The following is a 23,211-nucleotide window of genomic DNA, read 5'->3' as shown; positions in this document are numbered from 1 at the left end:
AATGGGAATCAATTATATTTATCCAGAGTTTGAAATCCACAGAGATCCCACCCGCTGCATTAAATGCCGGGTGTGCGAGCGCCAATGCGCCAACGAGGTCCACAGCTATGACGCAGAGTTTGATGTGATGCGTGCAGACGAAGCCTCCTGTGTGGACTGCCAGCGCTGTGTGAGTCTTTGCCCCACCCGGGCTTTAAAGATTGTGAAGACGGATAATACCTTCCGCCCCAATTACAATTGGAAGCAGTCGACCATCGAAGAGGTTTATCGCCAGGCGGGGTCTGGGGGGGTGCTGCTTTCCAGCATGGGAAATCCCCAGGATTATCCGGTATACTGGGATAAGATGCTCATTAACGCCAGCCAGGTGACTAACCCCTCCATTGACCCCCTCCGGGAGCCCATGGAAACCCGGGTATTTTTGGGGAAAAAGCCCAGTCATCTGGAGTTTGACGGCCAGGGGAATCTGATTTCGGACCTGCCCCCTCAGATTGAGCTGGAGCTGCCCATTATGTTCTCGGCCATGTCCTATGGCTCTATCAGTGAGAATGCCCACAAATCCCTGGCCCGGGCGGCCAGGGAGCTGGGCACCTGCTACAATACCGGGGAGGGTGGCCTCAATAAGGCGTTCTACCAGTACGGTCCCAATACCATCGTCCAGGTGGCTTCTGGGCGCTTTGGGGTCCATGAGGATTACCTGATGACCGGGGCGGCCATCGAAATTAAGATGGGCCAGGGGGCTAAGCCGGGAATCGGCGGCCATTTGCCAGGCCATAAGATTGGCCAGAAGGTGTCGGAAACCCGGATGATTCCCGAGGGCTCGGATGCGATTTCTCCGGCACCCCATCATGATATTTATTCCATTGAGGATTTGCGGCAGCTCATCTTCTCTTTAAAGGAAGCGACGGATTATAAAAAGCCGGTGATTGTTAAAATTGCGGCGGTACATAATGTGGCGGCCATCGCCTCGGGAATTGCCCGTTCGGGGGCGGATGTCATTGCCATTGATGGCTTCCGAGGAGGGACGGGGGCTGCCCCCACCCGGATTCGGGATAATGTGGGGATTCCCATCGAGCTGGCTCTGGCCGCCGTGGACCAGCGTCTCCGGGACGAAAAAATTCGAAACGATATCTCCATTGTGGTTGGGGGCTCCATCCGCAGCTCCGCTGATGTGGTCAAGGCCATTGCCCTCGGGGCGGATGCCTGCTATATCGGCTCTTCGGCCCTTATGGCCCTGGGCTGCCACCTGTGTCGGGCCTGCCAGCAGGGGAAGTGTAACTGGGGCATCGCCACCCAGCGGGAGGATTTGGTCAAACGCCTGAACCCCGATATCGGAGCACAGCGCCTGGTCAACCTTCTCCGGGCCTGGGATCATGAAATCAAGGAAATGATGGGGGGGATGGGGATTAACTCCATTGAATCCCTGAAGGGCAACCGCCTGATGCTAAGGGGCGTTGGCCTCAGCGAAACCGAGTTAAACATCCTTGGAATCGAGCATGCTGGACGCTGAGTCCGATTGTGCGAAGCAAAATCGGTAGCAGGCTGGTCAAGGAGCGTGAGCGAGTAGCCTGCGGTAACGAAGCGAATGCATTTGAGCGTCTGTCTTATCCATGATATGGATGAGAAGACAGATGCGAAAATGTAGACCGAAAAGGAGAATATCGTGAAACGAGTCTATGTGAATGAAGAATGGTGCCTGGGCTGCCATTTATGTGAAGTCCAATGCGCTTTTGCGGGTTCCGGTGAGGGTGATATGATTAAAGCCTTTAATCGGGATGAGAAACCCCTGCCCCGGATTCGGGTAGAGGATGGGGGAAGTGAAGACGGCGGCATCCACTTTGCCGTATCCTGTCGCCACTGTGAAACACCCCTGTGCGTGAAGGGCTGTATTACCGGGGCCCTGTCCATGGGTGAGGACGGGGTCATCCGCATTGATCCGGTACGCTGTGTGGGATGCCGGACCTGTATTGTCATGTGTCCCTACGGCTGTCTGGTCATCGGTAGAAACTACACCATGCTCAAATGCGAGCTATGTTTAGAAACCGCCGCTGGGGCACCGGCCTGTGTGGCAGGCTGCCCCAATGCGGCCATCGTCTACGAAGAAAGGGGTGAATAATATGGCAGATACCCATAGTAAATATCTCATCATCGGCAATGCCATCGCCGCTGTGGGGGGCATCACAGGCATACGGACCGTGGATCCCCTGGGGAGCATTACCGTTATCTCCGGGGAGGACCGCCCGGTGTATTCCCGCCCCCTTATCTCCTACTGGCTGGAGGGCCGGGTGGAAAAGGAAAACATTCGCTACCGGGACCGTGACTTTTATGAAAAAAATGATGTAAGCGTCGAGTACGGGGTCATGGCCACGGCGGTGGATGCCAAGCGGAAGATCGTCACCCTGACCGGGGGGCGGACCATCAGCTACGAAAAGCTCCTGGTGGCCACAGGCTCCCATCCCTTTGTGCCGCCCATCCCTGGCCGGGATTCAGCCAAGAACACCTTCACCTTCACCACCATGGATGATGCCGAGGGCATTGCCGAGGTCCTCACGCCGGAGTCCCAGGTGGTCATCCTGGGGGCGGGCCTCATTGGCCTAAAGGCAGGGGAAGCGCTGATGGACCAATGTGGGAGCCTCACCGTGGTGGATTTAGCAGACCAGGTGCTGCCCAGTGTGCTTGACGCCGAATGTGCGGCCCTTTACGCTGATTATTTGGAGGGACTGGGCATGGCCCTTCGTCTGGGTACCAGCATTACCCAAATTGGGGAGGGGGAAGTCACCCTCAGCGATGGGAACACCCTGGCCTACGATATCCTGATTCTGGCAGTGGGCACCCGTCCGGAAAGCAGCCTGGTGGAAAGTGCCGGAGGGGATGTACAGCGGGGCATTGTGACCGATCGCCAACAGAGGACCACCCTCTTAGATGTCTACGCTGCCGGGGACTGCACCCAAAGCTACGACTGCTCTTCGGAGACGGAGAAAAACATGGCCATTCTCCCCAATGCCTACCTCCAGGGGGAGGTGGCCGGCATCAATATGGCCGGGGGCGAGGCAGTGTACACCCGGGCCTTCCCGGTGAATGCCATGGGGATTAAGGGGTACTATATGCTCACCGCTGGCAGCACCATGGGTGATCCGGTGGTGGTGGAAGAGAAGGGGACCCTGAAAAAATTCTATATCCAGGATGATCGCCTGGTGGGCTTTATTATTCTGGGGGACTGTGATCGGGGGGGGATTTACACCGAGCTGATTCGAAATCAGACCCCCTTGTCCGAAACGGACTGGGCCATGCTCATGGAAGCACCTCGGTTAGCGGCCTTTGGGAAGAACATTCGGAAGGCCGATTTGGCAGAAGCACACTAAGGAGGCAGTCATGATTATCGAAGCGAACGAAAAATACTATACCCAGCTCAACCACGAAATCAAATGCACCGAGGACCAGAACGTCACCATCAAGGGCGTTCTGGGCCAACGCTACATTGGAACTGGAGTTAAGGGAAAGGATCTCACGGTTTTTGGAACCCCGGGTAATGCCATGGGGGCCTATCTGAACCAGACCAATATTACAGTGTACGGCAATGTCCAGGATGCCGTGGGCGATACCATGGATTCCGGGGATATTGTGGTGTACGGCAAAGCTGGGGATACCCTGGGCTACGGCATGCGGGGCGGCAGCATTTATATCCGGGACGATGGTGGCTATCGGGTGGGTATCCATATGAAGGCCTACGAGGAAAAACAGCCCGTCATTGTCATTGGCGGCCGGGCAGGCTCCTTCCTGGGGGAATACCAGGCCGGGGGAACCATTCTGGTCCTGGGCATTGGCTGTGATGGGGCCTTTCCCGCCGGGGGGTATTGTGGGACCGGGATGCACGGCGGTGCCATGGTCCTGCGGTGTGATGCTCCGCCGGTGGGCCTGCCCGAGCAGGTCACGGCCCGTCGGTGCAGTGCCGGGGATATGGAAAGCATCACCCCCTATATTCAAAAATATTGTCACTATTTTGATGGGGATCTGGCATCCATTTTGGGGGGCACCTTTTATAAGCTTACCCCCAGTGCCGGCAATCCCTATCATGGACTGTATACCCCCTATTAAAGCATAGGATCATAAAGGACCATACACTTTTTTAGAAAAACCAGGTTCAAAGGAGAAAAAGGATGACTATTGGGAATACGACCCTCGATATTTTAACCTTTATTGAGGCGAATGATATTAAATTTTTACGGATGCAATTCTGTGGGCTGGACGGGCTGAGCCGGAACATCGCCATATCCAGCAACCAGGTGGAGAATGCCATCTTCTATGGGATTCCCTTTGATGCCAGCTCCGTACCGGGATTTGAAGATGCCGGCTGTTCAGATTTACTGCTGAAGCCGGATTTTAAAACCATCATGGTGCTGCCCTGGCGGCCCCAGAAGGGGAAGGTGGCCCGGGTCCTTTGTGATGTGGTAACCCCGGATGGACGGCCCTATGAAGGGGACAGCCGCTATATCTTAAAGCAGCAGGTGGCGCGCCTCCACCGCCAGGGGTACACCATGAACATCGGCGCCGAGTGTGAATTCTTTCTCTTCCAGCTGGGGGCGGATGGCGCACCGACGATGGAGCCTGTGGATCGGGCGGGTTATGCGGATCTGGCCCCCTACGATAAGGGGGAAAATACAAGGCGGGAAATCATCTTCACCCTGGAGGAAATGGGTTTTGACATTGAAAGCTCCCACCACGAATCAGCGGATGGCCAGCACGAGATCGATTTTAAATACAGCGGCGCCCTGGAATCAGCGGACAACATCATCACCTTCCGAAATGTGGTGAAGACGGTGGCCGGGCGCCATGGTCTCCATGCCACCTTTATGCCAAAGCCCCTCAATGGCCAGGCTGGCAGCGGGATGCACATTAACCTATCCCTTACCAAGGATGGGGAAAATCTCTTTGTGGGGGCGGCCTCTGAATTGTCCGAAGCCGCCAGACATTTCGCTGCCGGGGTGCTTCATCACGTCCCTGGGATGATGGCGGTTACCAATCCCCTGGTGAATTCCTATAAGCGCCTGGCAGATGGCATGGAGGCTCCCCAGCGGGTGAATTGGGGCTTTGGAGATCGCTCGGCCCTCATCAGAATCCCCGCAGCAGAGGGTGAATACTGCCGCATGGAGCTGCGTAGCCCGGACCCGGCCTGTAACCCCTACCTGGCCTTTGCCCTGATTATCGCCGCTGGGCTGGAGGGGATGGAGGAAAAGCGTGCCCTCCTGCCCGCCGTTGCCGAAGGTGGCCTGGGGGATCCCCTGCCCATGACCTTAAAGGAAGCGGTGGAGGCCATGGCGGCGGACCCACTGGTGGCCCAGGTTCTGGGAGAGGATACCGCCAAGCGCTATGAAAGGGCGAAGAGGGAGGAATGGCAGTGCTCGATTCGGATGGTGAATCCCTGGGAGATTGACGCCTATCGGATGAAGTATTAGGAAGAAGATACTATGAATAACGTACTCCTCATCTGTCGCCAGAAGGAGGTAGGCCGGGTACTGACAGAAATCCTCCGGGAAATGGCCTTTGAACATATTGATGTAATGACATCCGGCGCTGAGGGACGGCGGCGGATCCAGGAAGCAGAATATACCCTTGCGATCCTCAATACACCCCTCGGGGATGAATTTGGCATTGAGTTCGCCCAGGATATCTTAGAGGATCATGCCACGGGTGTGGTTCTCATTGTTAAAAGTGAGCTCATTGACCATGTGGAGCGGCAGCTCGAGGAGACCACGGCCTTCGTCGTTCCCAAGCCCATTAATAAAACCCTGCTTCAGCAGAACATCAAATTTATTTTAAATTCCAGGCAGAAAATGCAGCGCCTCATTGAGAAGAATGAGAAGCTGAAGCAGAAAATGGATGATTTAAAGCTGGTGTACCGGGCGAAGCTGTGCCTGATGGGATACCTGGATATGACCGAGGAGCAGGCCCATCGGTATATTCAAAAACACGCCATGGATATGCGCCTAACCCCTGGGGAGGTCGCGGTGAACCTCATTAAGACCTATGAGCACCGGTAGGGATAGAGGGGCAGAGCGTAGACAGAGTGGTGTAGCACGGTCAGGGAGAGGATAAAAAAGATTCACCCCGGACCCCAGGCGCTGATGAACAAAGGGAAAGCCCTCAATCGTCAGTGCGCAAAACCTTCGGTTTTGATGGGGTTTAAGGCAGATTTACTTTCTTAATTTGATGAGAGCCCAAAACGCCAGCCCGCAGGGGCGCCGGGGTTCTCGTATTTTTATCCGCTCCCTTCCCTGGATTTGTCGACAGTCTGTGGGCCCCCTCTTCGGGGGTCTTTTCCATTGGGACAATATTTGGTATAATAGAGCAAAAAGACGGGAAGTGACCGATGAAAAAATACCAAATTAATAATAGGGGGCATTCAAGGGGCGATGAGAGGATGTCTGTGAAACAAAGCCCCCTGCGTCGATTGAAAATCAATGTCCTCATCTGTTCGATTATTATCCTTGGGTTTGTGGCCATTGGGCTTTTTACCACCTTTTCCATCCAGGATTCCTATACCGACAGTATTCGGGATATTTCCGCCCTCTCCTCCCAGGCGATGTACACGGATATCCTCTATATGTTAGAACAGCCCGTTAACATTGCCTCAGCCATGTCCAAGGACACCCTGCTGCGGGACCTCATGCCCCAGGAACTTGAGGATGGTGCCTTTACGGATACGGTGAAGGCCTATTTGGGGGAGTACCAAAAAACCTATGGCTTTGATTCGGTTTTCCTGGTGTCCTGCCAAAGCAGACGTTATTATCACTATGCCAATGGCATCGACCGTGTGCTAGAGACCGGGGACCCAGAGGATCGGTGGTACTTCACCTTTTTAGAGGGTTCAGAAGACTATTCCCTCAATGTGGATAATGACGAGGCCCATGGGGACAAGATCACCATCTTTGTCAATTGTAAGGTTAAAGGGACGGATGGCCGTACCCTGGGGGTCGTGGGGGTTGGCCTGGAAACGGCGTATTTCCAGAACTTGATTACCGAATATGAGCAAAAGTATGGGGTCGGGGCCTATCTCATTGACCGCTCTGGTAATGTTGAGGTATCCTCCCTTCCCGGTGAAGCGGGTGTCCGGAATCTCTTTGAGGAGTCAGAATTTTCGGATATGAAGGGCCACCTGGAGGCCGCCAGTAGCTATGATGATGAGGTGTGGTACACTGGGGAGAAAAGCACGGGGTATCGGATTACCCGGTACATTCCCCGTCTGAACTGGTATCTCGTTGTGGAAAAAAACACCCATGAAATGCAGCAGAAGATGACCAATCAGCTGCTTTTAATCATTCTGGTGGCGATCATCATTATTTTGAGCATGCTGGCCATCACCACGGTTATTCTGCAGCGCTTTAACCGCTCCATGCTGCGCTTGGCGGAATACGACCAGTTAACGGGAGTCCGTAACCGGCGGTGCTACGAGTTGGATATTGCGGGTCGGGAGCAATCCCTTGCGGCAGGGTCCAGCCTAGGCATTGGGATCTTCGATCTCAATGGATTAAAAGCCATCAATGATGCCTATGGCCATCAGGTTGGGGATATGTATATCAAGGAATTTGCCCGCTTGTTAAGCCGTATTTTTGGTGAGGGTACCGTCTATCGCATCGGCGGGGATGAATTCGCCGTCATTTTGACGGACAGTGATGACGCCCAGGTGACGATGTGTTGGGAGCGCCTTAAAAAGGAAATGGCGGCGAAGGACATGGGGCAGGATATCCCACTGGACGCCTCCTTTGGATATGCCTTTTATAATCAAGATAACCTCAATACAATGGACGCCGTTTTCCGTGCTGCGGATGAAGGGATGTACCAGAATAAACGCCGATCCCAGAATGAAACAAGCATGGAAGATGAAACAACCATGGAAGCAACAGAAAGGAAAAACGAATTTGAAAGCAATCACCCTTGAGCCCCTGTGGGCCCACCTTATTTTATGCGGGGAAAAGACCATTCTTAAACAGTCATGGCAAACGGATTATCGGGGAGATCTGCTCATTTGCAGCAGTAAAGGCCCCGTGGAGCCTGGGACCATTGTCGGGGAGGCCCTTTGTGTGGTAACGCTCTTCGATATTGTCCCCTTTGAAAAAAGCCACCTACAGGCCGCCCACATGGACCGTCTGCCCGAGGGGGAAGGGATGGGCTACGCCTGGATACTCTCGGATCTGCGATATATTAAGCCCTTTCCCCTGGAGGATGGGCCCGGGCTTTTCACCGTGGAGGACGAGAAAATCCATCACTGTCCCGGGGATGCCACCCCAGAGGAATACACGTCCTTCTTTCAGGAATACTACGTCCCTCAGTTTGTGGAGGGCCCCATGGCCCTTTATGAAGCCTTCCTCTGCCCGGTAGTCCCGGATGTTCTCTGGGAAGATACCGAGGCCCTCAATACCTTAATCCAGGGGGTACTGCCCCTTCCCATGCCGGAGGCCAGCTTTAAAGCGGCTGCCCGGTTGGTATTAAAGGATGAGGTCACCAATGGTAACGGCGTATGGTGTTACCGGGGGAGCACCGAAGCCCTGTCGGAGTTTCTTAAACACCAGGGAATGCTGACCGAGAAATTCAGTGCTTTTTTGGCGGCTTATCCCGATTGCGCCGTGGCCTTCCAGGATAATTTTTATCAGTAAACTTGGGCCTACAAGTAATAATTTATTATTGCAAATCCATTTAAAAAAGTATTTGACAGAATAATGATAATAATTTATAATCATAGTTGTAATTGAATACAACTTATATAAGTTCGTAATTGGGTCGGACGTTTCTACCAACTACCGTAATAGTTGACTATAAGTTCACATCATCCCCTTGGGCTGGTGTGAATTTATGGCGGCTGTTACGGTTTTTTTATAACCAACCATACAGGAGGAATGCATGTCGCATTTAATCATTAAGCAGGCAATGACCGTGGTAACCTGTGATGATCAGGATACCCTTTATGAAAACACTGATATTGAAATAAAGGATGGTGTCATTACGGCCATGGGGGACATTGTCCCACCAGAGGGGGCGCAGGTCATCGATGCCCGGAGCTGCATTGTTTATCCCGGGTTGATCAACACCCATCATCATCTGTACCAAACCTTCAGCCGGAATTTGCCCCAGGTCCAAAAGATGGCCCTTTTCGATTGGCTGGTCACCTTGTATGAGATTTGGAAGTATCTGGATGATGGGGTCATTTACCACAGCAGTATGACCGGTATGGGTGAACTGATGAAAAATGGCTGCACCACCTGCTTTGATCATCATTATGTTTTTCCCCAGGGAAAAAGTGACGGGCTTTTAGAGGCACAGTTTGAAGCGGCCAAGGATTTGGGGATTCGGATGTTTGCCTCCCGGGGAAGCATGAGCCTAAGTAAAAAGGATGGGGGATTGCCCCCGGACAGCGTGGTCCAAGGTGTGGATGCTATTTTAAAGGACAGCCAGGCGGCGGTGGAACGCTTCCACGATCCTTCACCCTTTTCCATGCAGCAGATTGCATTGGCACCCTGCTCCCCCTTTAGCGTCACCGAGGATCTCCTCCGGGAATCCGCCAAGCTTGCCCGGGCACTGGGCGTCCGTCTCCACACCCATTTATGCGAAACCATGGATGAGGAACGTTTCGTGGCCAACCGGTGCGGTATGCGGCCCCTGGAATACATGGAGAGCCTGGGATGGATCGGAGAGGATGTGTGGGTCGCCCACGGCATCCACTTCAACGATGGGGAGCTCAAGCATTTAGCAGAAACTAGGACAGGCATTGCCCATTGTCCCATCTCGAATATGAAATTATCCTCGGGGGTCTGTCGGATACCGGAAATGTTAAAACTGGGCGTTCCCGTGGGCCTTGCGGTGGATGGCAGTGCCAGTAATGATGGCTCCAACCTCTTAGAGGAAATCCGGGTGGCCTACCTGCTCCACCGCCTGACCAGCGGCAGTGCCGCCCCCACGGGCTACGATTTGCTGAAGATGGCGACCCGGGGAAGTGCCCAGGTATTGGGCCGAAAGGATATAGGCTCCCTGGAAGTCGGAAAGGCCGGAGATTTATTCCTGGTGGATACCAGACGCTTAGAGCTGGTGGGGACCCATTTAGATCCCAAATCCCTCCTGGGAACAGTGGGGTTGAAGGGACCCGTGGACTATACCGTGGTCAATGGGCAGGTAACCGTGAAAAATGGGCGCCTGGTCACGGTGGATGAGGAAAGGGCAAGGCAACAGGCCGATGCCAGTGTCAGGGCCTATCTCGCCAAGGCCTAAACCCAAAACTAAATACGAAATATTGAAATGTGCTTATATATATCCGTAATCTGGTCGGACGTTTCTACCAACTACCCTAATAGTTGACTATGAGCCATCGCAAAGACCCCGTGTCTTAGGCGATGGCTTAGAGTCGCCATAGGGTAGTTTTTTTATATAAAAATAGAGTCAGAAAGGAAGGCGTTATATTATGAAAAACACGGAAAACACGGTGTCCATTTTAAAGGGAAATATTCTTTACCCAATGGACAAACACCGCATCGGAGCAAAGCCCGGGGGATATTTAATCTGCCAGGACGATGTTGTGGTCGGTGTCTTTGATCGGGTTCCCCCAATGTACCGGGAGTATCCCATCACAGATTATGGGGATTATCTCATTATTCCAGGGCTGACGGACCTCCATGTCCACGCCCCCCAGTACCCCTTTCGGGCATTGGGCATGGATTTAGAGCTGCTCCCATGGCTTCAAACCTATACCTTTCCCGAGGAAAGTAAATACAAGGAGATGGATTATGCGAAGCCAATGTATGAAAAATTTGTGTCGGATTTAAAAAGAAGTGCCACCACCCGGGCGGTTATCTACGGCACCCTCCACACGCCGGCCACCCTGGCCCTCATGGATTTATTGGAGGAATCCGGGATGTTGACCTTTGTGGGAAAGGTCAACATGGACCGCAACAGCATTCCAGAGCTCACCGAGGACACCTTGGAGTCCGCAGTGGATACCAGGAAATGGATTGCTGCCTGTCAGGCGCGTTACCAAAGGACCAGGCCCATTTTGACACCCCGGTTTATCCCCTCCTGCAGCGACGTGCTCATGGCGGAACTGGGAAAAATTCAGCGGGAAACCGGTCTGCCGGTGCAGTCCCATCTTTCAGAAAATCGAGACGAAATCGCCTGGGTATCTGATCTCCATCCCGATACCACCTGCTACGGCGAAGCCTATGCTAAATATGGTCTCTTTGGGGGGGCGGTACCGACGGTGATGGCCCACTGCGTCCACTCCACAGAGGAAGAGCAGGACCGCATAAAGGAACAAGGGGTCTTTATTGCCCATTGTCCCCAGTCCAATATGAATTTATCCTCTGGGGTGGCTCCAGTACGCCGCTTCCTTGACCGGGGAATATCCCTGGGTCTTGGCAGCGATGTGGCCGGGGGAACGGCATTGTCCATTTTCCGGGCCATGGCCGACGCCATCCAGGCGTCTAAAATGCGCTGGGCCCTTTTGGATGACAGCCTGGCGCCCCTGACCCTGGCAGAGGCCTTCTACCTGGGGACAGCCGGGGGCGGTGCCTTCTTTGGAAAGGTCGGGCGTTTTGAGCCGGGCTATGCCTTCGATGCCCTGGTCATTGACGATTCGGATTTCGAAACGACGGCGGATTATAACGGATTAATACAGCGCCTGGAACGATTGGTCTACCTGGGGAGGGACGACCAGATCGTGGCGAAGATTGTTGGCGGGAAATCGGTTTTTTAAAAGGAGAAAGGGGTCATTATTATGAAACAACTTCCAGCTTTTTTAGAAAAGCATTTTAAACTCAGTGAGAACAATACGGACATAAAAACAGAGGTGATTGCAGGGTTAACCACCTTTGCAGCCATTGCGTATATTCTGGTGGTCAATCCCCAGGTGCTTTCCGAGCCATTATTCATTATGGGGGACAGCGCCATGGGTGCCAAGGTCTTTAATGGGGTGTTCTTTGCCACCTGTTTGATTTCTTTTGTCGGGACAATGCTCTATGCGCTCTACGCCAAGCTGCCCTTTGCCCAGGCACCGGGGATGGGCCTCAATGCCTTCTTCGCCTTTACCATCGTGCTGGGCATGGGGTATACCTATAATCAGGCATTGGGTGTGGTTTTAATTTCAGGTGTTCTGTTCATCATTTTGTCCGCTACAGGGGTGCGGGAGGCCATTGTTAACGCCATTCCAGCCACCATTAAAAACGCCATTACCCCGGGGATTGGGCTTTTCCTGACCCTCATCGGGTTAAAAAATGCATCCCTGGTTATCAGCAACCAGGCCACCTTCGTGGGGCTTATTGATTTCTCCCGCTGGGGAGAAACCTTTGCCAAGGAAACCATCAGCGTTGGTGGGGCAGAGTATTTAGCGGCTGATTATCGGCTGATGATTGGGTCGGCGATTGTCGCCTTAGTGGGCTTAGTGGTCATTGCAGCCTTGACGGCCAGAAAGGTCAAGGGGGCGATGATTATCGGAATCCTGGTGGGAACCGTGGTTGGGATTCCCTTTGGTTTAACCCATTTTGGGGGCTTCAGCCTGGATATGGGTCAGCAATTTTCGGATTTCATGGAAGTTTCCTTCTTCAATATTGATTTTGTTGGTTTGTTTACCCATGGTGGGAATCCAGTGGAGTCCACCTTTACCATCATCATGCTGGTCCTGGCCTTTGCCCTGGTCAATATGTTCGATACCATCGGGACCCTGTTGGGGACCGCGAAGCAGGCAGGGATGCTGAAACCGGACGGTACCATGCCCCGGATGAAGCAGGCCATGCTTTCCGATGCCATTGCCAGTGCCGGGGGGGCCCTCATTGGGACCTCCACCGCAACGACGGTGGTGGAATCCAGTGCGGGGATCTCCGTCGGGGGACGGACAGGTCTGACCTCGGTAGTTACCGCCGGAATGTTCCTGGTGGCCATTGTACTGGCGCCCTTTATCACCATTATCCCCTCCGCTGCAACGGCACCTGCCTTGATTTTCCTGGGTGTCCTCATGATGGGAGCCGTCAAGGATGTGGATTTCGGGGATATGACCGAAGCCCTGCCAGCCTTCTGCACCATGGTGTTTATGCCCTTTACCTATTCCATTGCCAATGGGATTGCCGCAGGCTTAATTACCTACATTCTGGTGAAAATCCTCTCTGGCCGGCACCAATTCCTCACACCCTCCGATGGCACGCCAAGACGGCGGGAAATCAATATCATTACCGTGGTCCTGGCCTTCCTCTTCGTGATTCGCTTTGCCTTTATGGTTAATGGGTAAAGGCGCAAATGCGGTCCTGGGGTGGTAGTCGCGTGAGCTCTCTATAGAGGGTGTAGACAAAGTGCCTTAGCGCGGTCAGCCGTCTCATTGCCACAGAGCCTCGTGGACGAACCATCCCACTGCCGTTGCAATCAAAAACCACCGCTCCGTTTCAGGGCGGTGGTTTTTGATTACACTATCGGACGGTCTGGACTGCGTTGTCCTTGAGGACCACGTCGTGGGCACCGCCTTCGGTGATACTGGTGGAAGAGACCAGGGTCAGCTTGGCCTTATCCTGGAATTCCGGAATGCTGAGGGCTCCACAATTACAGAGGGTGGAGCGCACCTTGGCAAGGGTAGAGCCCACGTTGTCATGGAGACTGCCGGCGTAGGGGACGTAGGAATCCACCCCTTCTTCAAAGGACAGCTTCTTGTCGCCGCCCATATCGTAGCGCTGCCAGTTTCGGGCCCGGCTGCTGCCTTCGCCCCAGTACTCCTTCATATAATTCCCACCGATATTGACAATTCGGGTGGGACTTTCATCGAACCGGGAGAAATAACGGCCCAGCATGACGAAATCACTTCCCATGGCCAGGGCCAGGGTGATGTGGTGGTCGTAGACGATGCCCCCATCGGAGCAAATGGGGATATAGATCCCGGTTTCTTCGAAGTATTCATCCCGGGCAGCCGCCACTTCAATCACCGCCGTGGCTTGTCCCCGGCCGATGCCCTTTTGTTCCCGGGTAATGCAGATGGAACCGCCGCCAATCCCGATTTTAATGAAATCGGCACCGGCTTCGGCTAGGAATCGGAAGCCCTCCCGATCCACGACGTTGCCAGCCCCAACCTTCACGGTATCCCCGTAGGTCTGGCGAACCCAGGCCAGGGTGCGCTTTTGCCACTCCGAATAGCCTTCGGAGGAGTCGATGCACAGCACATCCGCCCCCGCTTCAATAAGGGCGGGAATCCGGGTTTCGTAGTCCCGGGTATTAATACCGGCCCCAACGATATAGCGTTTCTGGGCATCCAAAAGCTCTAAGGGATTTTCCTTATGGGCGGAGTAATCCTTGCGGAAAACGAAGTAGGCCAGGGTGCCATCCTCGTTGATGATGGGCAGGGAGTTCAGCTTGTTTTCCCAGATGATGTCGTTGGCTTCCTTTAAAGTCGTCCCAATGGGGGCAGACACCACCTTTTCCACCGGGGTCATAAATTCCTTGACCTTGGTGGCAGGGTCCATGCGGCTCACCCGGTAATCCCGGCTGGTGACGATCCCCACAAATTTTCCGCCGCCGGTGCCATCGGCGGTAACCGCAGTGGTGGAGTGACCGGTACGTTTCTTCAGGTCCAGGACATCGGCCATGGTGGATTCTGGAGAAATATTGGCATCGCTGGGCACAAAGCCCGCCTTGTGGGCCTTCACCCGGGCCACCATGGCGGCTTCATCCTCAATGGACTGGGAGCCGTAGATAAAAGAAATCCCACCTTCAGTGGCCAGGGCGATGGCCATCTTTTCGCCAGAGACGGACTGCATGATGGCAGAAGTCATGGGGATGTTCATAGTGATGGGGGGCTCTTCCCCTTTTTGGTACTTGACCAGGGGTGTTTTTAGATTGACATTGGCAGGGATACACTCCGCAGAAGAATACCCCGGGACGAGTAGGTATTCACTGAAAGTGCGTGACGGTTCTTCAAAATAATGGGCCATAAATCCTCCTATACTTTAATGTGCTTTATTGTTCCAGATGAGATGAAAAGCAATAGCCAGAGGACTATTGCTCAGTGTGTCGACAAACCTAGGGAAGGGAGCGGATAAAAATACGAGAACTCCGGTTGCCCCTGCGGGCTGGCGTTTTGGGTTTTCATCAAATTAAGAAAGTAAACCTGCCTTAAACCCCATCAAAACCGAAGGTTTTGCGCACTGATGACGGAGGGCTTTCCCTTTGTTCATCAGCGCTTGGGGTCCGGGGTGAATCTTTTTTATCCTCTCCCTGACCGCACTGCATCTCTTTGTCGACAGTCTAAGTAATAGCCAGAGGACTATTGCTTTTCATAAGGGACGATGGTTAAATGTAATTAATTGTAATAAGTATAGGTGTTTTTAAAGGGGATGTCAAGGGGATGGGATTTATCATAAGAAAATATTTCAATCCCCTCTTACCTGGGTTATAATAAACCCATTAAGACACGGAGGCAACCATGGAAGAATTGAAGGGCTCCCTGGAGCATGTGGTATTTCACAACGAAAAAAATGGATATACGGTGGCGGATTTCGACATCGACGGCCAGCTGGTCACCGTGGTGGGTACCATTGAGGAGCCCCGGGAGGGTGAGTATCTCAAGCTAAGGGGCACCTGGGCAGAGCATCCCACCTTTGGGGAGCAGTTTAAAATGATGCAGTACAGCATCGACACCCCATCCACCGAAGGGGGCGTCATCCGATATTTAAGCTCCGGCTTACTGCCGGGGGTGGGGGAGAAAACCGCCCAGGCCATCGTCGCGCATTTTGGGGTTGGGGCCATCGAGATTCTGGACCGGGACCCTAATCGCCTCACGGAAGTTGCCGGAATTGGGGCGAAGACCCTGGAGAAAATCATCGAGGCCTACGCCGATCAGCGGGAGGTGCGGGAGGTGGTCCTGGCCCTCCAGGAATACGGGATATCCACCACCTATGCCATGAAGCTCTACAAGGTCTATGGACAGAATACGGTGAAGGTGCTCTTCGCCGATCCCTATCAAATTATAAAGGACGTCCCGGGCATTGGCTTTAAAATTGCCGATGGCATCGCCAGCCAGCTGGGGGTGACCGCCGACAATCCCAAACGCATTGCGGCCAGCATCACCCAAAGCCTCCGGGAGTGCTACGCTTCGGGGAACACGTACATGGATAAGGGGGAGCTCATTGATACCAGTGCCCGGGTTTTGGGGCTGGAGCTCTGGGACGACAGCGCCCTGGGGACCATTGGGGACCAGGTTGAAGAAATGACCCTGGCTGGAGATTTGAAGTTAGATTTCATTGGAGAGGCCGAAGCCTACTACCCCATGATGCTTTTTGAAGCCGAGGATACCCTCGCCCTGGATTTCGCCCGAATGGCCCGGTATGAGCATGATGCTCTGGATGCCGACTGGGGTGCTCTGGTGGAACAGTATGCCCAGGGGGTAGGGATTGTCTTAGACCCCAGTCAGCGGGACGCCCTGATGACCGCCCTGGATTGTGGAGTGACCATCATTACCGGGGGACCGGGAACCGGGAAAACCACCATCGTCAGCGGCCTCATCGATATTTTAACGGGGCGGGGACTCTCCGTGGTGCTGGCGGCCCCCACGGGCCGGGCCGCGAAGCGCATGGCCGAGGCCACGGGAGAGGAAGCCCGGACCATCCATCGCCTGCTGGAGTATGAACCCACTGGAGAGGATGGCCCTCTGCGTTTCGCCCGGGATGAGGACAATCCCCTTTCCGAGGATGTGGTTATTGTAGATGAGGCCTCCATGGTGGATACCCTGCTCATGGCCAGCCTAACCCGGGCTTTGTCGCCGGGGACCAAGTTAATTTTAGTGGGGGATGTGGACCAGCTGCCCAGTGTGGGGCCGGGACAGGTTCTGACGGATCTCATCGAAAGCCAGGTTGTACCTGTGGTGCGCCTGACGGCCATCCATCGCCAGGCCAAGGGCTCAGCCATCGCCCTGGCGGCCCAATCCATTAATGGGGGCTATCTCCCAGAGGTGGGCGGGGATGGCCACTCGGATTTAGTGTATCTTAGCCGCCAAAGCACCGGCCAGGTCCTGGAGACCATCCTGGGACTGGTGGGGGGCGGGGCAGGGGATGGTACCGTTTCGGGAGCCCCCCAGATCATCACCCCCATGAAAAAAGGCCCCCTGGGAACCATCGCCCTAAATGCGGCCCTCCAAAAGGCTTTAAACCCCGCCGCCCCAGAGAAGAATGAACGGGCCCTGGGAAATCTCATCTTTCGGGAGGGGGATAAGGTGATGCAGATTAAGAATGATTACAAGTTGAAATGGCAGGACCAAAAGACCACCGAGTTCGGAGAGGGGATTTTTAATGGGGACATTGGTGTGATCACCCGCATTGATACCTCGGGGAAAACCCTAAGGGTGCACATGGATGATGATAAGGTGGTGGACTATCCCTTCGACGGGCTGGTGGCCCTGGCCCATGCCTATGCCATGACCATCCACAAAAGCCAGGGGAGTGAGTTTTCCCAGGTTATCCTTCCCCTCATCAGCGGTTCGCCCAGTTTTCTCACCCGAAAGCTGTTGTACACCGCCATCACCCGTGCCAAGGACAAGCTCTATTTGGTGGGGCCCTGGCCGAACCTGGTGCGCATGGTCCGCAGTGACCATGACGCCAAACGGCGGACGGGCCTGAAGTCCCGGATTTTGACCTATACGGATCTGGGGATTTAAGATGTCCGTTTGGGGTCGAGTTTTGAAAAATGCCCTTTTTCCGGGAAACGGAACCTGCCCGGTCTGTGGACGGGTCCTGTTTTCCAGGGATCACTTTCTCTGTAGCCGGTGTCAGGAGGATCTTCCCTTGAATCAGGGGGAAACCTGTCCGGTCTGTGGCCGCCACCTCTTAAATGGTGAAGCCATTTGCTGCAAGGATTGCAGTCAGACCAAGGACCCCGGATTTCAGGCGGGCTGTGTGTGGCTTGACTATCGGGAAAACGCCAAGCCCCTGGTTTATGGCATGAAATTTCAGGGGCGCCAGGCGCTGTGTCATTGGGTGGGGCGGCAGATGGCAGAAATGGTGATGGCGGCACCCTGGTTTTCAGAAATCGACTGCATCATCCCCGTTCCCCTCCATGAGAGCCGTCTGTCCGAACGGGGCTATAATCAAAGCATGGCAATAGCCCAGGGACTTGCCAGGGAAATTGAGGTACGGACCGGTCAGATGATCCCAGTGGCAGAGGGGCTAGTGCGCATCCTCCCCACCCCCCACCAAATCGGGCAGAGCCGCAGGGAACGGCTGAAGCTCATGAGCAGCGTTTTTAAAAATTCTCCTGAGGTCGATATAAAGGGACAGCGGGTGCTGTTGGTGGATGATGTTATCACCACCGGAGCGACCCTTCGGGCCTGTGCAGCGACATTGCTTTCGGCGGGGGCCCAGGCCGTGTTCATTGCGGTCTGCGCCGGAGGTGGGGCCTAAGGTTATGCCCTCCTAAACCTTGACATTGAAAAGAACCATGGGTATACTTTAAGCAGGAATATTAAAGGAGCGAAATGATGGAAAAACCGTTGGCGGCACTGCAACAGCTTGTAAAGCGTGTGGAAGCATCAAGTCCGTTTTACCAAAAAATATTTAAAGAAGCCGGGGTAACCGCCGCGGATGTCAAAAAAATGGAGGATTTTAACAATCTTCCCTTTAGTGAAAAGGCTGATCTTCGGCGGGCTTATCCCCTGGGCCTCCAGGCTGTCCCCGACGAAGCGGTGGTCCGGATCCATTCCTCATCGGGAACAACCGGGGATCCCGTTATCATTCCCTATACAAAGAAGGATGTTGAGGATTGGGCCATCATGTTCGAACGGGCCTACCGCTACGCCGGAATGACGAATCGAGACCGTATCCAGATTACACCGGGGTATGGACTGTGGACCGCGGGGATTGGATTTCAGGCCGGCGCCGAACGTCTGGGCGCTATGGTTATCCCCATGGGACCTGGAAACACCCCCAAGCAGCTTAAAATGATGGAGGATCTGAAGTCGACGGTCATTGCCTGCACCTCCTCCTATGCCTTAGTTCTGGCTGAGGAGGTGGCAAAAGCGGGCCTCCGGGATAAAATCTGTTTGACCAAAGGGATTATCGGATCGGAGCGTTGGGGGGATAAAATGCGCCGGCGCATCGTTGAAGAGCTCGGTATTGAAATTTACGATATTTATGGCTTAACCGAGGTCTATGGCCCCGGGATTGCCATTGATTGTGAGCATCACTGTGGGATGCACTACTGGAACGATTATATCTACATGGAGATCATTGATCCCGATACCCTGCGCCCCGTCCCCGATGGAGAATATGGGGAGGTTGTCATTACCACCCTTAAAAAGGAAGGCGCCCCCCTCCTTCGGTACCGGACCCACGATATCAGCCGGATCATCCCCGGTGAATGCCCCTGCGGCTCTCCCTTCCCAAGGCACGACCGCATCTTAGGTCGTACGGATGATATGTTCAAGGTCAAGGCGGTGAATATGTACCCAGGCCAAATCGATGAGCTGCTCCGGGATATTCCGGGGGTCAGCTCGGAATACCAGGTGCGCATTTTTAATCAGGCAGGAAAGGATGAGGTGGCCCTCCGCTTTGAGGTGGAGGAGGATGCAGATATTACTGCTGTTGAAAAAGCAGTAGGCGCTGGGTTTAAATCCCGGATCGGCATCAGTATCACCCCCCAGGGCGGACGCATCGGATCGCTGCCCCGCTCAGAAAAAAAGACGGTTCGCGTTATCGATGAACGCTATGAGTCATAAAGGAGAATAAAATGTCAAAGAAAAAAAAGGATAAGCCACGTTTTGAGGTCGTCCTCCATGAAACCAGTGAGGATGGATCGGGATCGAAGATCATCGAGGATCGGGAGACGGGAGTCGTCTATCTCTACCACTACGGACAAGGCGGTGCCGGAATGACGGCCCTTCTGGATGATCAGGGAGATCCTGCCATTGGGCCGGAACGCTAAATAAGCCCCCATCGTCTTAAAGAACCTTTAATGGCGAAGCACCGTTAAGGTGCCATTAAGCAGGGAGGAGTATCCTACAAACAGTAAAAGATTTTCCCCCCTCAACTTTTACGAATTTGCATGATAAACATGACAAACAAAAAAAGTCCAGAGCTGAGCACTCCGGGCTTTTTTTTGTGCCGGGCCTTTGGAGGGGGAGCACCCGACGTCTAAAGTAATTCCGGATGCTGGTGGAATAAGAAATCAAAGTACTGCATTGCCCGGGAATCCCTCCAGGGAAGATCCGTGAGATAGCTGTGATCTTGAAGTAGCGGGGGGATGATATTGGCATCGGCGGTTTTCGAATCTCCCAATGCCTGGATGCGGGTCACCGTTTGGGCGACGCCGCGGTTAAAAAGATCGACATAGCTGTCCGAGAAAGCAACGCCTGTGACAGGGTGTCGCCAGGAAGCGTGATCCAGGTTCAGCACCAGCGGGATATTCGTGTCCGCCGGATAAAAGACCCGGCTGAGGGCATGTTCTTCCCCGACAAGCCGCTCCACTGACCTCACGGCCCATTTCTTGCTGCCCGTGGCATCGGCGGTATGACGCACGATGCGCCTTGTATTATGGAGGCTCTTTTTAAAACTGTGGGGCCCTGGGGATACCCCATATACACACCTCAGAATATGACTGTAAAAAAGATCCAGAATCTCCTCGGTTTGGGGAGAAAGGGTAAAGATTTTTTCTGCACTAAAATGGCAGGCCCATTGATTGAAGACGTAACGTAAATTCGCGACATCTAAAAGGACCTCATAGCGTTTATGAAAATAGGAATAGACTCGGCTGGGCGGGAAATGGCGATCGTAGCACCCCGTACGATAGAAAATAAAGGGGTGGGTGGCTGTGTCCAGGGCATGATGGCTTAAAAACCCAGCTAAATAGCTAATCAAAACATCCCGTTCCCAGGGGTGGCTTTTGGCATAGGCCAGTCCCTGGATAAAAAAATCATTGACCCGCCGCCGGTGGATGAGGCTGCCGTAAGGGGTTGCCGGTTGGTGTCCTGGTAGGGGAATGGGGAAATCGTAATAAAAGAAATCCGGGCCCTGGGTTCCAAGGCGGTAGGCATCGTAATGATCGGCGATAATGGTGCGCATGGGCAACCCTTCGGGTAAAAGCTCGAAGGCCCGCTGCCCACAAAAATAGTGATTGAGCATATCTGACATGGGTCACCTCTAAGAAAATGTGATATAATAGCCCCAATATACCATAAAATCGAAAAATGTAACTGAAGGAGATTACCATGTATTTAAAAGGAATCGCCATGGCATCCCATCCCCCAATCATCATCCCGGAGGTGGGCGACGGCCGAGAGCAAAAAGCGGAAAAAACCATACGGGGCATGAAGGACCTGGCCCTGGAGGTCGCTAAAATCAAACCCAAAACCATTGTCTGCATCACCCCCCACGGCAATGTATTCCGAGATGGGGTGAGTGTTCTGTACCATCCTACCCTTTCCGGAGATTTTGGTGAATTTGGAGCCCCCCAGGTTCAACTGACAAAGGCGTGCGATATGGGGCTTCTCGATCAGCTCAACCAAAGTTTTGGAGAAAACAACTGCCACAGTCTCTTCATTAATCCCAAGACGGCCAAGGAATACGATATTGACCTTCGTCTGGACCACGGCGTATTGGTCCCCCTGACCTTTATCGATAAGGTTTACCCCGACTATAAAATCCTTCATCTGACCATTGGCTATCTCAGTCTTGTGGAGCTTTACCGAACCGGGCGCATTCTTCGGGAGGCCATTGAATTAAATGGTGAGGATACCCTGATTCTGGCCAGTGCGGATTTATCCCATTGTTTAAAGGATGAAGGCCCTTACGCCTTTGACCCCATGGGGCCTCTCTTTGATACCCTGGTGGTTAAGGCCATTGAAGATAAAGCGTACTATGATCTGTTAACCTTAGATCCTAAAATCTATGAACCGGCAGGCCAATGTGGCCTGCGGCCCATGATGATGGCCCTGGGGGCAGCGGACAGCATAAAAACCCACTCCCAGGTATTTGCCTATGAAGGGCCCTTTGGCGTGGGTTATATGGAAGCCCTCATTACCTTTGATTTAACGGAGGAGGACCCCACTAATGAAAGCCTGCTGAGCCATTTTGAGCAGGAAATGAACACCCAATACAAAGAACGTTTGGCCAAAGCAGATCCCTTTGTATCCCTGGCTACCCAAACCATTGATACCTGGGTGCGGACAGGAACCCGCTTAGCAGAGGGGGATTTCCTGAAAACACTAGAGGATGAAAAGGCGGCTCAAAGATTGGCGGATTCTGCAGGTGTCTTTATAACCATCTATAAAAGTGGAGAACTGCGAGGGTGCATCGGAACCATCCACCCTGTGACCAAAAGCCTGAGTGAAGAGATCATCCGTAATGCCATTGAAGCCGCAACCTACGATCCCCGTTTTCTTCCCGTTGAAGAAGCTGAGCTTAATCAGTTATCCGTGAGTGTCAGCATTATGGGTGAGCCCGAGACGATTGATGATATTGCCCAGCTTGACCCCCATCGTTATGGCGTCATTGCTGAAAAAGGCCTGCGCCGGGGACTGCTTCTGCCGAACCTCACAGGAATTGATACCATTGAAGAGCAAATTGCCGCAGTTAAGCGAAAAGCAGGGATTCCAGACTATGAGGCGGATGATGAATTGGGAGAAAAACTCCATTTACAACGCTTCGAAGTCGAATATTATCATTAATTTTGTATACATGCAAAATAGCCCTTGACAAAAGCCCCGAGACAGCATATACTAAATAAGCTGTCTCGGAAGGGACAGGGGCAAAACGAAAAAGCTGTAAAATTACTAAAAAAGTACTTGACAAAGCGGATGTGGCTTGCTAAAATAAATAAGCTGTCTCGAGAGAGGCACACCAAATCCATTCCATTGAAAAACATTTAAAAAAAGTGCTTGACAATGAAAGAGTGGTTTGGTAAAATAAATAAGTTGTCTAAAGCAAACGACTTCAGGATTGAGAAAATTTAAAAAACTTTCAAAATTCACTTGACAGAAATAAATGCTTCCGCTATAATAAAGAAGTTGTCAATTGCGACAGCGAGGTCATAGAAAAGAGAATAGTACCATAAAACCTGGATAAAACCAAAGATTCCGAAGCAGAGCGATCTGCTGGAGAAAAGAAGAGGTTGGACTCTTCTATAAAAAAAACCAAACCAAGCGTAAGAACCAGAACATCAGACTGAGGTCTGATGCCAAACTTTTAATTGAGAGTTTGATCCTGGCTCAGGACGAACGCT

Annotated in this window: 18 protein-coding genes and 2 riboswitches; of the genes, 16 read left to right on the top strand and 2 right to left on the bottom strand. The window is 53.2% G+C overall.

Annotated elements, in window-relative coordinates; translation table 11 throughout:
* The first annotated feature begins 1 nt into the window (after window position 1).
* The 11 genes from BLU30_RS13170 (at window position 2) to BLU30_RS13120 (ending at window position 13,255) form a co-directional block, all read left to right on the top strand.
* Entirely contained in the window at window positions 2-1,507 is a 1,506-nt protein-coding gene (locus BLU30_RS13170) for a glutamate synthase-related protein (RefSeq protein ID WP_090247079.1), read from the top strand.
* Window positions 1,508-1,660: 153 nt separating this feature from the next.
* Window positions 1,661-2,113, top strand: coding sequence for a 4Fe-4S dicluster domain-containing protein (locus BLU30_RS13165; RefSeq protein ID WP_090247077.1), 453 nt, complete (start codon window positions 1,661-1,663; stop codon window positions 2,111-2,113).
* Window position 2,114: 1 nt separating this feature from the next.
* Entirely contained in the window at window positions 2,115-3,359 is a 1,245-nt protein-coding gene (locus BLU30_RS13160) for an NAD(P)/FAD-dependent oxidoreductase (protein WP_090247076.1), read from the top strand.
* 10 nt (window positions 3,360-3,369) lie between these two features.
* Complete coding sequence (locus BLU30_RS13155) at window positions 3,370-4,092, top strand: GltB/FmdC/FwdC-like GXGXG domain-containing protein (RefSeq protein ID WP_090247073.1); 723 nt, start codon at window positions 3,370-3,372, stop codon at window positions 4,090-4,092.
* A 62-nt stretch (window positions 4,093-4,154) separates the two neighbouring features.
* Entirely contained in the window at window positions 4,155-5,450 is a 1,296-nt protein-coding gene (locus tag BLU30_RS13150; RefSeq protein ID WP_090247072.1) for a glutamine synthetase family protein, read from the top strand.
* A gap of 12 nt (window positions 5,451-5,462) precedes the next feature.
* The gene (locus BLU30_RS13145; protein ID WP_090247070.1) at window positions 5,463-6,035 is read left to right on the top strand and encodes an ANTAR domain-containing response regulator; all 573 of its coding nucleotides are present in this window, start codon (window positions 5,463-5,465) and stop codon (window positions 6,033-6,035) included.
* 380 nt (window positions 6,036-6,415) lie between these two features.
* Entirely contained in the window at window positions 6,416-7,933 is a 1,518-nt protein-coding gene (locus tag BLU30_RS13140) for a sensor domain-containing diguanylate cyclase (protein ID WP_176770946.1), read from the top strand.
* Entirely contained in the window at window positions 7,914-8,648 is a 735-nt protein-coding gene (locus tag BLU30_RS13135; RefSeq protein ID WP_176770945.1) for an ASCH domain-containing protein, read from the top strand. Before BLU30_RS13140 ends, BLU30_RS13135 begins: the two co-directional genes overlap by 20 nt.
* An 83-nt stretch (window positions 8,649-8,731) precedes the next feature.
* A riboswitch (purine riboswitch) is annotated at window positions 8,732-8,828 on the top strand.
* Window positions 8,829-8,892: 64 nt separating this feature from the next.
* Window positions 8,893-10,254 (top strand): 8-oxoguanine deaminase, encoded by a 1,362-nt coding sequence (locus BLU30_RS13130; RefSeq protein ID WP_090247047.1) that lies wholly within the window; start codon window positions 8,893-8,895, stop codon window positions 10,252-10,254.
* 13 nt (window positions 10,255-10,267) lie between these two features.
* Window positions 10,268-10,364: riboswitch (purine riboswitch) on the top strand.
* A gap of 80 nt (window positions 10,365-10,444) precedes the next feature.
* On the top strand, window positions 10,445-11,731 hold the full coding sequence (locus tag BLU30_RS13125; protein WP_090247045.1) for an amidohydrolase family protein: 1,287 nt from the start codon (window positions 10,445-10,447) through the stop codon (window positions 11,729-11,731).
* A gap of 21 nt (window positions 11,732-11,752) precedes the next feature.
* Complete coding sequence (locus tag BLU30_RS13120) at window positions 11,753-13,255, top strand: NCS2 family permease (protein WP_090247044.1); 1,503 nt, start codon at window positions 11,753-11,755, stop codon at window positions 13,253-13,255.
* A 175-nt stretch (window positions 13,256-13,430) separates the two neighbouring features.
* On the opposite strand, the gene BLU30_RS13115 is transcribed toward BLU30_RS13120, so the two are convergent.
* Window positions 13,431-14,939, bottom strand: a complete 1,509-nt coding sequence (locus BLU30_RS13115; RefSeq protein ID WP_090247043.1) for an IMP dehydrogenase — start codon at window positions 14,937-14,939, stop codon at window positions 13,431-13,433.
* Window positions 14,940-15,430: 491 nt separating this feature from the next.
* Between BLU30_RS13115 and recD2 the strand changes: the two genes are divergently transcribed.
* From recD2 to BLU30_RS13095, 4 genes are all read left to right on the top strand, one after another.
* Window positions 15,431-17,656, top strand: coding sequence for an SF1B family DNA helicase RecD2 (gene recD2 / locus BLU30_RS13110; protein WP_090247042.1), 2,226 nt, complete (start codon window positions 15,431-15,433; stop codon window positions 17,654-17,656).
* 1 nt (window position 17,657) lies between these two features.
* The gene (locus BLU30_RS13105; protein ID WP_090247040.1) at window positions 17,658-18,398 is read left to right on the top strand and encodes a ComF family protein; all 741 of its coding nucleotides are present in this window, start codon (window positions 17,658-17,660) and stop codon (window positions 18,396-18,398) included.
* Between the two features lie 74 nt (window positions 18,399-18,472).
* Window positions 18,473-19,711, top strand: a complete 1,239-nt coding sequence (locus BLU30_RS13100) for a phenylacetate--CoA ligase family protein (protein ID WP_090247039.1) — start codon at window positions 18,473-18,475, stop codon at window positions 19,709-19,711.
* 11 nt (window positions 19,712-19,722) lie between these two features.
* Window positions 19,723-19,917: a DUF6440 family protein gene (locus tag BLU30_RS13095; RefSeq protein ID WP_090247037.1), complete on the top strand. Its 195-nt coding sequence runs from the start codon at window positions 19,723-19,725 to the stop codon at window positions 19,915-19,917.
* A 209-nt stretch (window positions 19,918-20,126) separates the two neighbouring features.
* Here the strand turns inward: BLU30_RS13095 and BLU30_RS13090 are convergent, their stop codons facing one another.
* The gene (locus tag BLU30_RS13090) at window positions 20,127-21,122 is read right to left on the bottom strand and encodes a zinc dependent phospholipase C family protein (RefSeq protein ID WP_090247036.1); all 996 of its coding nucleotides are present in this window, start codon (window positions 21,120-21,122) and stop codon (window positions 20,127-20,129) included.
* A gap of 77 nt (window positions 21,123-21,199) precedes the next feature.
* Here BLU30_RS13090 and amrA point away from each other — a divergent pair, with 77 nt between their 5' ends.
* Window positions 21,200-22,657, top strand: a complete 1,458-nt coding sequence (gene amrA, locus BLU30_RS13085; protein WP_090247034.1) for an AmmeMemoRadiSam system protein A — start codon at window positions 21,200-21,202, stop codon at window positions 22,655-22,657.
* Window positions 22,658-23,211 lie beyond the last annotated feature (554 nt).

This window comes from Eubacterium barkeri (assembly GCF_900107125.1).
GTDB lineage: Bacteria > Bacillota > Clostridia > Eubacteriales > Eubacteriaceae > Eubacterium_O > Eubacterium_O barkeri.
Note: the sequence above shows the minus strand (reverse complement) of the source record. Positions and strands in the feature narration are given on the sequence as shown.